The sequence below is a fragment of the Corynebacterium tuingiense genome, from assembly GCF_046718165.1.
GTDB lineage: Bacteria > Actinomycetota > Actinomycetes > Mycobacteriales > Mycobacteriaceae > Corynebacterium.
In genome coordinates, this window is record NZ_CP177101.1 from 36647 (window position 1) to 51139 (window position 14493).

A 14493-nucleotide genomic window follows, 5' to 3' on the forward strand; every position below is an offset into this window, starting at 1 on the left:
GGCTTAGTCACCATCCTGTCTTAATAAATCAGATAAATCCCCAGGAAGTTCATCGGGCTGTGAGTTTACTGTGTTGTTTTGCTCAGGTGTATTTTCGACGTGCGTCTGCTGGGGTTGGCGTTGCTGCGTCGGAGTATTCGGACGCTGCTGGTTTCGCGTCGGAGCCTGCTGGTTCGGGGTCTGCTGCTGCCGGCGATTATCACGCGGTGCCTGATTGCCCTCCTGATCAGTAGGCTCCGTCTCCGTTACCGTCACTTCCTGCGGCGTCTCATTCGTACCTTCGTCCTCCTCCAGGGTTTCTACCTGCGTGGTCGTGGGATCCCGGTACTCGGTGACCACGGAAGTTTCCTGGGTAGACGAAGGCTCGCTGTCGCCACCCTCGCTACTCATGAGGTTCATAATGGCGTAGCCGCCCGCGGCAAGCACGGCGATGGCCGCGACGATACCCAAGCCCTTGAGGAAAGACTTCCCACCCTTCGAATCATTGCCCGGAGCTGGTGCTGCCTTGCGTTGCGGCGCGGGAGCACTCGCCGCCGTCCCCGCCGCCGGATGAATGGTGGTGGGCTGGGCGACATCGGCAAGCATCTCGGTCGATGCCGAAGGCGAAGGCTCTGGGGCCTGCTGGTGGGGCGGAATGGACTTCGGACGCGGCGGGCGTTTGCCCAAGCGCACATCGGATACCGCGACCGTGAATTCATTGCCATCGGCATAGCGGGTATTGGGATCCTTGCGCAGCGCGATGCGGATGAGCTCGCGCGCCGGGGCGCTAATCGTGGTCGACAGCGGTTCTGGCTCCTGGTTGATGTGGGCAAGAGCAATGGACACGGAGGAATCGCCCGAAAAGGGACGCTTGCCGCCGAGCATCTCGTAACCCACGACGCCGAGCGAATAGATATCTGAGGCAGGGGAGACTTCCTTGCCCTGTGCTTGCTCAGGCGAAACGTACTGAGCGGTCCCCACCACCATGCCGGTGCGCGTGAGCGGTACCGCGGCGGCGGCCTTGGCGATGCCAAAGTCCGTAATCTTTACCTGCCCATTTTGGGTAATCATCAGGTTGCCGGGCTTAATATCGCGGTGCACCAAGCCCATCCGGTGGATAATGGATAGGCCGTGGCCCGCCTGCTCAAGCACGTCCAGCGCGAGTTCTTCCTGCAAGGTGTTCTCGCGCGCAAGCAGATCCGCGAGGGATTCGCCCCGCACGTATTCCAAGGCCATGAAGCAGAATTTGCGGCCATTATCTTCCAGCTCGCGGTAGTCATAGGTGGCCACCACGTTATCGGACTGGATAGATTCAGCGGATTCCGCTTCATTGCGGAAGCGGGAGAGGAATTCCTGGTTATCGGAAAACTCTGGCCGCAACACCTTAATGGCTACTTCGCGGTCATTACGAGTGTCATCGGCAAGCCACACCGTGGACATGCCACCGTGGCCAATGATCCACTGCAGTTCGTAGTCGCTGCCGATGAGTTCCTGGAGATGGTCTTTGTTCTCGGTATTCTTCATTACTGTTCCCCCTGGTATGCGCTCAGGATGGCACGACCAATTGGGCCAGAGACTCTGCCGCCCGTTGCGGATTCGCCCAAGTTACCGCCATTCTTAACGACGACCCCGACGGCAATATCGCGGTCCGGGTCAAAGGCGACGTACCACACGTGCGGAGCCAAGCCTTCGCCGTGCTCGGCGGTACCGGTCTTGGATGCGAAGCCATTGCCGTCGTAGCCCCACGAAGAACGCTCGGAGGCAAACATCAAGTCCTTAATGGTCGATGCAGTCTCTTCCGTGACGGCCTCGTCGGCCTTCTTGGGCTTCGTGGTGCGGATTTCCTTCATCTGGGCATCAGTAATGCGATTGACTAGGTAAGGCTCCATGCGCGTGCCCTTATTGGCCACGGTGCCGGCCATGACTGCCGCTTGCAATGCGCTCATGGTGACATCGCGCTGGCCGATGGCCGATTGCGCCGTCGCCGCACCATCCGGAAGGTCACCCAAGGTGCCTGCGGAAGAAGAGACACCCAAGTCGTACTTCTTGCCGATGCCGAAAGCCTCCGCGTACTTGCGCAACTCATCCGCGCCGATCTGCTCAGACATCTGCACAAATGCGGTATTGCACGACAGTGCAAAGGCGGTCTGCAGGGTCACGGAATCCTGGCCGTTGCACTTTTCATTGCCGTAGTTCGTCAGCTCCGTGACGGTATCCGGCAAGGTAATCACGTTGGAACCGGTCAGGCTCGACGAGGGATCGAACCCATTATTCAATCCGGCCGCAGTCGTAATGATCTTGAAAATAGATCCCGGCGGCAAGGTATCCGCCGCTGCGTGATTGACCAGTGGCTGACCGGCCTGTTCCTGCAAACCTGTCCAGGCCTCATCAGCGGACTCGCCCACCAGTGAATTTGGGTTAAAGCCTGGGTTGGAGGCCATGGCCAAGATCTTGCCCGTCGACGGCTGGATGGCCACAGCCGAACCTTCGTATCCGGGACCCGCCAACTGGTCATATGCGGCCTGCTGCAATGCCGGATCGATGGTGACTTCTACATTGGCTCCCTTGGTGGGCTTATTCGCAATGGTATCGAGCCAGTGCTGCTTGAACAGGGAATCATCCGTGCCATTGAGAATTTCATTTTGCGAAGATTCCAATTCCGAAGCACCAAATTGGCTGGACAAGTAGCCAGTGACATTGCCAAAAGCGGGCGAATCGATGGGATAAGATCGGGAGTAGGTCTCATCAGGATTTTCCGTGGATTGCGCCAGCACCGTATTTCCGGAATAGATCTGGCCGCGCGGGGTGTTCTGCAGCTCAATGAACCCGCGCGAGTTCTTAGCATTATGTGCGTATTTATCGTCCGAAAATGCCTGAATGACCGTCAGGTTCACCAACAGAACCGCGGTCAAGATGATGGCAAATAGGGATACTAGGCGGATGGATTTGTTCATCGGTAAGCCTCCTGAACCGACGGGAACATGGAGGTGTCACTCGGAGCATTGCTCGAGTTCTCCTGCATGGGTCGGCGAGCTGCGTTAGAGATCCGCAGCAAAATCGCCAACAGTACATAGTTAGCCATGAGAGAGGAACCACCGGCGGACATGAAAGGAGTGGTCAAGCCGGTCATCGGCAGCAGGGCGGAAATGCCACCGGTGACGACGAAGACCTGTACCGCCAAAGTAAGAGAAAGGCCTGAAGCGACCAGTTTGCCGTACGTATCGCGGGTACGCAACGCGGTATTGAATCCGCGGGTCACCAACATGCCAAAGAGGATCAAAACGGCAGCTAGACCAATCAACCCCAATTCCTCACCGATGGCGGCAAGGATGAAATCTGAGTGTGCCACCGGGACCAATTCGGGGTGTCCTTGGCCCAGGCCGCTGCCGGAAATGCCGCCGGATGATAAGCCAAAGAGGGACTGGGACAGTTGGAAGCCGGTGACATCATAATTAGCTAGCGGATCCAAGAAGTTGGAGAAACGCTGCTGGATCTTTTCAGAAACTTGGTAAATGCCAAAGCCGCCGATACCGACGAGGATGAGGCCGATAAATAGCCAACTGACCCGGCCGGTAGCCATAAATAGCATGCCCAGCACCGTGCTGAAGAGCAGCAGCGCCGGACCAAAGTCATTGGAAATTCCCATGATGATGATGGCGATGGCCCACACGATGAGAATGGGGGCGAGGTCGCGCAAGCGGGGCAGGGAAATCCCTAGGAAGCGATACCCAGCCACAGTAAAGAGGGATCGCTTCTGCGTCAGCAGCATGGCAAAGAATAAGATCAGCATGATCTTGGAGAACTCACCCGGCTGGATGGAAAAGGGCCCGAAGTTCAGCCAAATGCGAGCTTCAACGTCATCAGGTTGTGGCCATACTAACGGCAGCGCCAACAGTACGAGGCCAGCCGCGCCCAAGATATAGGAATAGCGGGTGAGTGACCGATGGTCCTTGACAACCGCCAGGACCAGCACAAAGAGCACGAGGCCAACGACGGTCCACATGACCTGGCGGACCGCGAGTCCCCGGTCATTGACCAAATCCAGGCGGGCCAAAACGATAAGCCCAATGCCATTAAGGATGGCAACGATAGGCAACATGATCTGGTCCGCGTAGGGCGCCAAGAAGCACATTGCCAAGTGGGCAATGGTAAAGACACCAATGAATCCACCGATGAGGTAGATCAAGTCCGTCGTGAGCGCATTATCCTGCGACAGCTCCAAACTGACCAAGGTAATGGCAAAGACGACCGCGGCGAGAATAAGGAGGCCGAGTTCGATTCTTCGGCTAAAAAACTTCTGCATCAGCTACACCTCCCTACAAGTGACCCCAGGTTTGTTTTCCTTGGTGTCTTTATTATCTTTTTGGCTCGGCGCAGTGATACATGGCTTGAGTGCCTTTTCACCCAAGTCATTAATCTGATCCTGAACCTCGCTCAGGTCACCGGCGGAAATGTGGTTTACCGCGCCGCGCTCAGACTCGGGCAGGTCAGAGACCTTCAACGGGGTGAAGTCTCCCTTGCACTTCTGTGCAGAAAACAGCAAGGAGTTCTTGTCATTAATGCACACGTATTGGTGCGTGGAGCTTAGATCCTTGCCAAATAGGGAATAGTCCGCGCCTTTGAGGATGGTGATCTCTTGTGCGTCGTTGGTCTCGGCATAATAGTTATTGGACAAGAAATTCTTGACCCACAGCCCTGCGCCGATAACGAGCGCCAAGATGATGATGAGGGCGATGAGGACCTTCCACCCAATTTTTCGTCGAGGGGGCTCGTCCTCTGCCTCTTCTTCATCGGAGTCCGAAGCCGCGTTGTCTTCATCGGCCATAACGGCCGGCGGAATCACCTGGGGTTTACGGGTGAGTTTGGCGGCGCGTGATGCAGAAGAATCCGGGTGAGTGGGCTCTTCTACCGAACCCGCCAGCGCACCAACGCGAAAAGGCTCGTGGGTGGCGGGTTTTTCTTCCGTAACCTCACCGATGACGACCGTGACATTGTCCGGTCCGCCCGAACGTATGGCGAGATCCACGAGGGTGGAGCCCGCCTGTTCGATGCTTCCCTGGCCAAGGGCGGTTTCAATAGTGGAAGCCGTAACCGGGTCAGACAGTCCATCCGAGCACAGCAGGATGCGGTCACCCGCCTTGGCTTCGAACGTGAAGAGCGTCGGCTCCACCGCACGGCCGGTATAGGCCTTCAAGATGAGGGACTTTTGTGGGTGGGAAGAAACATCTTCTGCAGCCAGCTCCCCCTTATCCACCAAGGACTGCACGTAGGTATCGTCCTTGGTGATTTGCTCGAGCTTGCCATCGCGCAGCAAATAAGCGCGCGAATCGCCCACATGGCAAACACCAAAGGTGGTGCCATTGAACAGCATCGTGGACAGCGTCGTGCCCATGCCTTCGGTCTCAGGGTGGGCGGTGACGTGCTCGCTGATGGCCTCATTGGCGTCATCGGCAGCAGCCGCAAGGAGCGCCTCCGTGTCCTCCTTACCCGGATCCTGATCCAAGATTTCGAGGTGGTTGACCATGAGTTGGGAGGCGACCTCACCCGCGGCATGCCCGCCCATGCCATCGGCCAAAATCAGCAGGTGGGATCCGGCGTATCCGGAGTCCTCATTATTTCCGCGGATAAGCCCGCGGTCCGACTTGGCAAAAAAGTTTAGCTTCAGTGTCATGCGTTCAACCTCACGGTAGTGCGGCCTAGCTTAATTTCGGAGTTCGCGCCGACTACCTCAGGTTGGTCGATGCGCACACCATTGACGAGGGTTCCGTTGCGCGATTCCAAATCCTCCACTACCCACTCGCTGCCGCGGCGAAATAGGCGTGCATGATGGCCGGAGGAGTAATCATCCCCAGTGACAAAATCACAGTCGGCGGCACGTCCCAAGGTACATTCCTCGAGCGTGCCCAAATCCATGTGGGATCCCTGCAAGGGGCCCTCCACAATAGAAAGCTGCTTTACCGCAGCGTGACTGCGCGGGGACGCACCCATTTTTGACGACTGTGGCATAGCACCTGCGGATTTATTGGTATCCCGCCGCATGGCATTCAAGGCCACCAGGACAAATACCCACAAAAGAGCCAATAAGCCGATGCGAAGCGCCAGCATGATGACTGCATCCATGGCGGCCTCCCTTCCTCAGTGTGAATTAGTAACTATGCGAATCAAGGCCCGTAATGCGGACCTCGACGTGGGAATGGCCCATGGTGATCACATCGCCATCGGCAAGCAGCCAGTTATCAATAGGAGTGTCATTGACCGTGGTGCCATTGGTGGACTGCAAATCCACCAATACGGCATCTTCACCGTTCCACGTGATTTCCGCATGCTGGCGGGACACGCCCGTATCCGGCAGGCGCAAATCCGCATCATTGCTGCGGCCAATAATATTTGACCCTTCCTGCACGTGGTAGACGCGGGAAGAGCCATCCTGCAACATCAAATTGACAGCGGGGCCCTGCGTTTGCGGCGCGGGTTGGTCATCTTGCGCAATGAAAGCGGTAGTAGCTGCGTCATCCGCATTATTTTCGTGCGGGTTGGTCATCTGGTCCTCCTGACCATCAAAGTCGTGGAAAATCGCCTCGAAACCGGTCTCTTCTGTGGGCTCGTGATCTATAAACGAGGACACACGAAGTTGGCCCGTGCGCAGGCCCGATTCCTCCGCTATCCGCACAATGACGGGACCAGCGAGGGACCATCCGTTATTGCGGATAAAGCGAGATAATTGGTCTGCGCAATCGGCAGGCAAATCGGGGTCTTGCGACAAGTTCTCCAAATCCTTGGAGGAGACACCTACAGTCATGACATTGGGACTATAGAGTTTGTCATCGTCCCCGTGGCCGAGATTGTCCTGGGCTTCTTGCTTCAAAAGCTCATCAATCTCTGCAGGAACGACCTTGCCGCCGAAGACAAAAGCCATGCCGTTATCAAGGCCGCGTTGCATAGCGGAATCGAGCTTCGCCAGCCTTTCTAAAAACGCCACGAATTTTGCTCCTTTCCGCTATACAGCGATCAGTAGTGATCAGTAGTAGCCATTATAGTTTGTACACCCCTTTCAAACGTAGACGGCGGCGCGAAAGTTCCTAGATTTTCGCCTTTAAATGCGCAAAATAATCCGCTTTTCCTGCTGATTTGTAATTGCACGTGCTTCCTGTGCTATCTTTATCTAGTCGCACTGACAACCACACCCTGCCCGGGTGGCGGAATTGGCAGACGCGCTGGCTTCAGGTGCCAGTGTTCGATAAGGACGTGCGGGTTCAAGTCCCGCCCCGGGCACAATGAGCAGTTGAACAAACTGCGACACCGGAGGTAACAAACTCGAAAGGGTTAGTGACCTCCGGTTTCTTTCTTTTTCTGAACTTTAGTGGTCGAGGATTGTAAGTGTGGGGATTTACATCCTAAATCCCGCCCGAGCCGGTCGACACGTCTTTCGAATTTTGTTTTCGATGGTGTCAACAAGTCATCTTGATCTGACACCCTTCTTTTGAGTTTCGGTTTATTGTGTAGGCAGTCAGTCCGAGGCTTGATGTTTGCTTAGGTTTGGTTGGCAGGGTCGAGAGGATAATAGTTTTATTGCATGATCTCGATCTCGTAGTTCGATTTGGGACCGGGCCATTACTTTCGGTGGATCTCTGCTGCGCCCATAGGCCAAGCAGTTTTAGGGGTTCGTTGTACGGGAAAGCTGGTGTGCCTAAACCATCCTTGATTTGAGATCCTACTTAGGGTCACTTGGAATCCTCCAACTGAGGTGTTTCCCGGGTGTTGGAGGATTTCCTAGTCGTTGAATCCTGATCTAGGAGTTAATCGACTGGGCTGACGCGGATAAGGTTTCCATCAGGGTCGGCAACAACGAAGGTGCGGCCGAAGACATCATCGTAGGGTGGCTGCACAATTTGGATTCCTTTCGATTTCCATAGACGGTATGTCTCATCGATGCGGCTTGCCGGTCCATCCAGCATCAAACCTATTTCGCTCGTTCGCGGTGTCTGTTTCTCCATGTGGGTGTTATGGCCGGTCCACACAGCAAACAGGACATCCTTTGAAATCTCGAATGCTACATATCGAGGACTGATGAACGATGGCTGCATATCGAATAAGTCGCTGTAGAAGGCAGTCGAGATCTCTGTATCGGAGACATAGGTTAGGAAAAGATTGGGGGTTGGCATCGCCATTCTCCTTTCGGTGAGTGGTGTTGTTTACGTGGACGCAGTGCATTGGAGCAAACAAACCTGACAAGGAGTGTCATATTCCGGAAAATATTGTGGTTCCAGTGATAATTACGGCATGAGATCGGCGCGCTTGTTGTCTATGCTCTTGCTATTGCAAACCCGAGGCCGTGCTACGTCTGCCGAGCTGGCTTCGCATTTTGAGGTTTCCCAGCGCACAATACTGCGTGACGTTGATGCACTCTCGGCCGCAGGAATACCTGTTTATACGGAGCAAGGTATGCATGGTGGGATTGTGCTCGATAGGCGCGCTCGATTGAACGCTTCTCGATTGGATCCGACTGAGATTCAGCTGATGAGGATTCTTGGCGTCGGGGCAGATTCACTCGCACACTTGGGTTTTGGCCAAGACATCGCCCTGCTGCAGAAGAAAATGAACGCAGTCTCATTCTCTAAAGCGTCCGATACTCATAATTTGGAAGAAAAGGTCCTACTTGATTCCAGTGGCTGGTTTAGCAATGAAACCCAAAACGACTTAGAAGAGTTGCTAGAGGCTGTACGGAAAGAAGCTCGAATTGAGGTGTCCTATCGCCGAAGCGGGGACAAGAAGCAACAACGTGCTGTGGCTGATCCTTATGGGCTTGTACACAAGGGTAGAAGTTGGTACTTGGTCGTCGATATCGATGGGGAACCAAGGATGTTGGCAGTCTCGCGTTTAGAAACCTTTCGCGTTTTAGGTCAAGCTGCTCAGCTTCGTCCAGGGCAAAGTTTGGCAAGGGTGTGGGCGCAGCTCGTTGAGCAATTAGAAGAAGACATGCCAGTTCGAATCACCGCACTTCTTCGAGCGACTCGGCTTGATATGGCATCTCGTATTTTGGGATCACGGCTTATCCATTATGAACCCGTGGACGAAAACTTTGTCCGTATCGTGGTGGGATATGCGGATATTCAGGGGGTAAGGCAATTGCTTCAGTTTGGGGATCACATCTGGGTCACCGATCCCCCGGAAGCAGTAAAAATCACTGCTGATCTAGCTAATGAACTTGCGAAACGACATAGTGGGACCACAAATCCTGAATCGTAGAGACCGAAGATGGGCACTGGGATGCCGTCGTAACAGGCCTGCTGAAAACGGTAAGAGGTGCGCTAACAATCTAGGAGCTCTCGTGGATCTTATGATTGGAGAAAAGTAAGTAACGATGGCTTTCGCTTCACTCGCAGGGTGGTGGAGTAAGGGCTTTGGAGGTTCAGAGCGCCTTCAAGGCGGGCGAGGGCTTCTTACCACTGGTGAAGCCGCAGCGTAGTGTGGGCATCTTAGCCGGTCTACAATCTTCCCACTTCACATTGAGGGTCTTTACCATGACGATTCTGTGTGTTCTACCAAGGGTGTGAGAGCAGGTTTACATGTCACTCAGAGAGTGTCTAATGGTTTGTGTGTGGGAACCTAACCCGCATAAGGAGATGAACCAGAATGACTACTATGGCGAGACGAGATCCGGCTGATAAGGCCAAGGTTGATGCGATTGAAAAGAAGCTGCTTGCTAACCCAGAAATCGCGAAACTGATTGATGAGCTAGGCACGTCCACCACGGATGCCAACGACCTAGTTCGGGGCATGTTGCAAGCCTCAATTACCCGGGGTTTGAATGCTGAAATGGATGCCCACCTAGGCTATGAGCCCGGCGATAGAGCAGCTAAAGCTACTGCTGAAACAGACAATCACCGCAACGGCACCTACCCGAAAACCGTGGATTCTAACTACGGGCCAGTAAACATTGATGTTCCACGAGACCGGGCCGGGACGTTTATCCCAACCATGGCCCCTCAAAGGCTCTAGGCGGCTAACAGATGTTGACGATATGATTGTCAGCTTATATGCCGGCGGAATGACCATCCGGGATATCCAGCACCATATGGCAACTGCGATGCGGGTTGATATCTCCCATGAGACGATTTCGGCGGTTACAGACGCAGTCTTGGATGAGGTCATGATCTGGCAAAACCGCCAGTTAGACGAGTTCTACCCCGTGATATTCCTGGATGCGTTGCGCATTAAAGTCCGCGACGGCGGCCGGGTAGTTAACAAGTCTGCGTACATGGCAATCGGGGTGGACCTCGACGGGATCAAGCATATTTTGGGATTGTGGATTGCCAAAGAAGAAGGTGCTTCCTTTTGGGCACACGTGTGCGCCAACTTATCTAACCGCGGGGTCAAAGACGTCTTTATCGTCTGCTGTGACGGGCTGAAAGGCCTACCAGAGGCAGTGGAGGCAACCTGGCCGAATTCCATGGTACAAACCTGCATCGTGCACCTGATTCGCGCCGCGAATCGGTGGGTGGCCTACGGGGATCGCCGGGCTGTATCAGCCGCGTTGAAGAAGGTTTATACGGCTACTGATGAATCCACGGTAGAAGCAGCGTTGAAGGAATTTTCCGAGTCTGAACTGGGTGTGAAGTATCCTCAGTCGGTCAAGGTCTGGCAGGATGCATGGGATAGATTCGTGCCATTTTTGCAGTTCCCACCAGCAGCAAGGAAGGTCATCTATACAACGAATTCCATTGAATCGTTTAACAACCAGCTGCGTAAAGCCACCCGCAACAGGGTGCAGTTCACTAACGATGAATCCGCGCTCAAGACGCTGTGGTTGATGATCTGCAACATTGAAGACAAACGAGCCGCAAAGAGAGCGAAACAAGGCAAACGAGCCTCGGCTACCGCCAGCAGGCTCGTGGAAGGAGCCCGAGTTTCCGGCTGGAAACAAGCCATCAACCAAATGGCCGTGGCCTTTCCCGCCCGCTTCGACAAATACCTATAAACCTAGCCCCACACACAAACAACTTGACACGCTCGTCACTCATGAGAATTCAGGTGAGCACGACTTAGAGGTTGAGGTACGCAAAATATTTCGGCCACAGTGTTGCGGATTATGCGCCCTTATCAGATTGTGGCCACTGAGCGCATTGCCACCAAGGTGCTAGCCGGTATCCACAACCACAAGTTGCTCGGCACGGTTAACGCTGGTGGCTATATTTGGCACACGACGGGATCAGGAAAACACAGACCTCGTTTAAGACGGCGCAGTTAGTAGCGCAGTATCACTTCACTTCCCCGAGGATTAATGCTGGCATGAGCAAAACGACCACAGCGACAAGGTGCGTCGTGGCTGCTGTTTCCCAGCGCTCGTGCGCGATAAAATATATCCCCATGCGGTGAATGCTATTGCCGTGGGGAAGAGCCCAAGGTATATGACTCCGAAAGAGGCGGATGCGGGCGCGGTCGATAGGTCATATATCAGTGTGTTGGTCCAAGGTGACAGGCCTATTGTCCCTGCAGCGGCTCCAGTTATGCTTGTGCTGTCTGTGTCTTGTAGGAGACGCTTTGTAAGACTGTTGCTCCGCTATAGAGGAAGGCTCGATTTTCTCACGTGTGGGGAGCGCGGTGCGCGCTTTCTGCCGTGACTGAGGAAGTAGCCCTCATACGCAAAGCTTCCGATCTGGGGTTGCCCGCAAATCGTGGACACCTAGTCAAGCTACCTAGTGGTTAGGCAGCTATTTCTTCTTCGTTTCTGGTTTGGGTGGTGTGGTTTTCGAAATCGACGGGGCTGACCATCCCGAGGGCGGAGTGCCGGCGGCGACGGTTGTAGACCACTTCAATCCAGTAGGCAACGGCCTTGCGGGCAGCATCGCGGGTTGGCCAGCGCTTCCGGTCGTAGAACTCGGTTTTCAGCGTCGACCAGAACGACTCGGCCATCGCGTTATCGAAGCACACCCCGGTACGCCCCACAGACTGAACAACACCTAGGTTGCGGCACACCTCCCAGAGCTTCTCACTGGTATATTGCGTCCCCCGGTCAGCGTGAAACACCAGCCCGTCAGGAACATCACCGCGCAGCGTATGCGCCATCCGCAGTGCTCGTTCGACCAAACTTGTATCTTGCACGCTATCCATAGCCCAGCCCAGTACCCTGCGGGAATGGCCATCGCGAACTGCGCATAAGTACAACCAACCCTCGCCGGTGCGCAGGTAGGTAATGTCCGACATCCATACCCGGTTGAGTTCGCCGGTATCAAACATGCGCTTTACCAGGTCAGGAAGACTCGACTTACGTTTAGATTGAATCGTTGTCACGGGCACAAAAGCACGCGGTGAAATCCCTTCAATTCCCATCAGGCGCATCCGCTTAGCCACAGTCTTACGATTCACACTGATCTGGTAGCGATCGGCGAGTTCTGCGGTAATCCGCGGAGCACCATAGACCTCATCGGAGTCTTTCCAGATCTGATGAATCTTACGATCAACATCATCGTAAAAAGATGTCCGATCATCATTACCGGATAAGCGTTGCTGCTGCATATGGGCCCATTTGTAGTATCCAGACCGAGATACCTTCAACAAGCGCGCCATGCGCTTGATACTGAAATTCGCCTTCTCCTGCTGCATTAACTCGAACTTTTCTGATCGCGTTGCTTTGCGGCGAAGAAGGCTGTCGCTTTTGACAAAAACTCGTTATCCATCTTGGCTTCTGCCAGCTCACGACGCAGACGAGCGTTCTCAGCACGAAGATCCGCCTCGCTTAGCCCATCAGAGGATCCTCGGCGTTGACGCTCATTTTTCACCCACCGGCCTAAAAGGCCAGGTGCGACACCAATTTCTTTGGCTACATGAGCAATCGGGCGTTCTGACTCGATTACTAGGTTTGCGGCTTCACGCCGGTACTCAGGCGTGTATTTCTGGCGTTGTTGACTCACAATGAACATCCTCTCCTACGGACACAAAATCCGCACTAATCGGGTGTCCACCAAACGAGGGTAACCTCAGATCCCTCTCTTGCGAATGACGGTGAAATAGTCACTACGGGTTAAATAGTCTTTACCAGTACAGAGCGATGATATCGCCTACCAAATAGAGATCTGAATCATCGTTCGGTGGGCGTAAGACGTTTTCCCCGCTCTTTAGTGGAGCTCCGGTTCCTCGGCCTAATTTAAGGTCAAGTCCTGGGTAGTGGTGTATCTGTTTTCGAATCTGGGGTTAGTTTCATGGCGGTGGTTTAGGGGCCATCTCGGGGATAAGGGGTGAGGGTATTCACGCGGCGATCTCCTGGTTGTTGTCGCGGTCCTCGTCGATGACCCCAGCGGCGATGATCTCTTTGGTCTGTGCCAGGCTGGTCAGTGACATATAACGCTTCTGTTGGATCCAGTCATCGTGCTGTTCGGCCAAAACCGCCCCAACAAGGCGCACAACAGCGTCTCGGTTTGGGAAGATTCCTACGACATCGGTACGCCGGCGGATCTCCCTATTGAGCCGTTCAGTGGGGTTATTCGACCAGATTTTGGTCCACACCGCTCTCGGCGCAGCGGTAAACGCCAACAGCTCGTCGAGACACTCCTCGAGGTAGGTGGCAACGTGAGGGAATTTCTGCTGGCAGAATTCAATAACCTCACGAGCTTGGGCCCACACACTAGCGGCATCGGGTTGCTGAAAGATTGTGTGAAACATCGCTGACAGAGTCGGCCATTGGGTTTTGGGAACCTGGGCCGAGAGGTTCTTCGCGAAGTGTGTTCGACACCGCTGCCAACTAGCCTGCGGCAGGCAGTCACCCACGGCTGCTTGAATACCAAGATGGGCATCACTAGTAACGAGGAATACCCCGGTCAGGCCACGGGCGATGAGGTCCCGAAAGAACCCGGTCCACGACGCGGTAGATTCCGCGGTGGCAACCTGCATGCCCAAAAGCTCTCGGTAGCCGTCAGCGTTGACACCTGTGGCCAGCAACACGCTGGTCTTTACGACACGTCCGCCTTCCCGCACCTTCATTGTCAGCGCGTCGCAGGAGACAAAGTGGTAGGGGCCTTGGTCAAGCCGGCGGGTGCGGAAGTCATCGACCATGTCATCGAGTTCTTTGGCCATCTGGCTGACCTGAGACTTCGACAAGTTGTTGATCCCAAGGGTGGCCACCAGGTCGTTCATCCTGCGAGTGGAGACTCCTTTCAGGTAACAGGTGGCGATGACTGTGGTCAGGGCACGCTCGGTGCGGCTGCGGCGCTCTAGCAGCCAGTCAGGGAAAAATGCGCCGGTGCGTAGCTTCGGGATTGCCACATCAATGCTGCCGACTCGGGTATCAAGTTGGCGATGACGGTAGCCATTACGTGTGTTGGTGCGCTCGGCTGACACGGTGGCGTAATCAGCCCCGCAGACGGTGTCTGCTTGGGCGGAAAGAATCTGGTTGATGAAGTCAGTGAGCATTTGGCGCATCAAATCTGGGGACGCTTGAGTCAGTAGCTCTTCGAGATACGCGGTCGGATCGATATGATGAGGGTCAGCGGCCATCGCAGGGTACTTCCTTTCGAGGAT

Annotated in this window: 10 protein-coding genes, 1 tRNA gene and 1 pseudogene; 3 read left to right on the top strand and 9 right to left on the bottom strand. The window is 54.7% G+C overall.

Going from position 1 to position 14493, the window contains the following annotated elements; translation table 11 throughout:
* Window positions 1-3: 3 nt before the first annotated feature.
* Genes ACLI1T_RS00180 through ACLI1T_RS00205 form a run of 6 tightly spaced genes read right to left on the bottom strand, consistent with a single transcriptional unit; the run spans window position 4 to window position 6958 of the window.
* Window positions 4-1503, bottom strand: coding sequence for a serine/threonine-protein kinase (locus tag ACLI1T_RS00180; RefSeq protein WP_411702723.1), 1500 nt, complete (start codon window positions 1501-1503; stop codon window positions 4-6).
* Window positions 1503-2933, bottom strand: a complete 1431-nt coding sequence (locus ACLI1T_RS00185) for a peptidoglycan D,D-transpeptidase FtsI family protein (RefSeq protein WP_411702724.1) — start codon at window positions 2931-2933, stop codon at window positions 1503-1505. Before ACLI1T_RS00185 ends, ACLI1T_RS00180 begins: the two co-directional genes overlap by 1 nt.
* Entirely contained in the window at window positions 2930-4282 is a 1353-nt protein-coding gene (locus ACLI1T_RS00190) for an FtsW/RodA/SpoVE family cell cycle protein (RefSeq protein ID WP_411702725.1), read from the bottom strand. The genes ACLI1T_RS00185 and ACLI1T_RS00190 overlap by 4 nt, the downstream gene beginning before the upstream one ends.
* Window positions 4283-4285: 3 nt before the next feature.
* Window positions 4286-5650: a PP2C family protein-serine/threonine phosphatase gene (locus ACLI1T_RS00195; RefSeq protein WP_298695347.1), complete on the bottom strand. Its 1365-nt coding sequence runs from the start codon at window positions 5648-5650 to the stop codon at window positions 4286-4288.
* Complete coding sequence (locus ACLI1T_RS00200) at window positions 5647-6099, bottom strand: FHA domain-containing protein (protein WP_239269696.1); 453 nt, start codon at window positions 6097-6099, stop codon at window positions 5647-5649. Before ACLI1T_RS00200 ends, ACLI1T_RS00195 begins: the two co-directional genes overlap by 4 nt.
* Window positions 6100-6124: 25 nt before the next feature.
* Complete coding sequence (locus ACLI1T_RS00205; protein ID WP_005276103.1) at window positions 6125-6958, bottom strand: DUF3662 and FHA domain-containing protein; 834 nt, start codon at window positions 6956-6958, stop codon at window positions 6125-6127.
* Between the two features lie 208 nt (window positions 6959-7166).
* On the opposite strand from ACLI1T_RS00205, the gene ACLI1T_RS00210 reads away from it, so the two are divergent.
* Window positions 7167-7251, top strand: a tRNA-Leu gene (locus ACLI1T_RS00210).
* A gap of 524 nt (window positions 7252-7775) precedes the next feature.
* On the opposite strand, the gene ACLI1T_RS00215 is transcribed toward ACLI1T_RS00210, so the two are convergent.
* On the bottom strand, window positions 7776-8141 hold the full coding sequence (locus ACLI1T_RS00215; protein ID WP_046648644.1) for a VOC family protein: 366 nt from the start codon (window positions 8139-8141) through the stop codon (window positions 7776-7778).
* A gap of 118 nt (window positions 8142-8259) precedes the next feature.
* Here ACLI1T_RS00215 and ACLI1T_RS00220 point away from each other — a divergent pair, with 118 nt between their 5' ends.
* Both ACLI1T_RS00220 and ACLI1T_RS00225 read left to right on the top strand, forming a co-directional pair.
* Window positions 8260-9225: a helix-turn-helix transcriptional regulator gene (locus ACLI1T_RS00220; protein WP_046648642.1), complete on the top strand. Its 966-nt coding sequence runs from the start codon at window positions 8260-8262 to the stop codon at window positions 9223-9225.
* A gap of 396 nt (window positions 9226-9621) precedes the next feature.
* A pseudogene (locus ACLI1T_RS00225) lies at window positions 9622-10957 on the top strand (IS256 family transposase).
* Between the two features lie 725 nt (window positions 10958-11682).
* Here the strand turns inward: ACLI1T_RS00225 and ACLI1T_RS00230 are convergent.
* Together ACLI1T_RS00230 and ACLI1T_RS00235 are read right to left on the bottom strand one after the other, a co-directional pair.
* Window positions 11683-12899, bottom strand: a protein-coding gene (locus tag ACLI1T_RS00230) for an IS3 family transposase (protein WP_411702629.1) whose coding sequence is annotated in 2 segments (ribosomal slippage) — window positions 11683-12638 and window positions 12638-12899 — 1218 coding nt in all. Because the reading frame shifts where the segments join, the coding sequence is not laid out codon by codon here.
* Between the two features lie 325 nt (window positions 12900-13224).
* Window positions 13225-14469, bottom strand: a complete 1245-nt coding sequence (locus ACLI1T_RS00235) for an IS256 family transposase (protein ID WP_049377104.1) — start codon at window positions 14467-14469, stop codon at window positions 13225-13227.
* Window positions 14470-14493 lie beyond the last annotated feature (24 nt).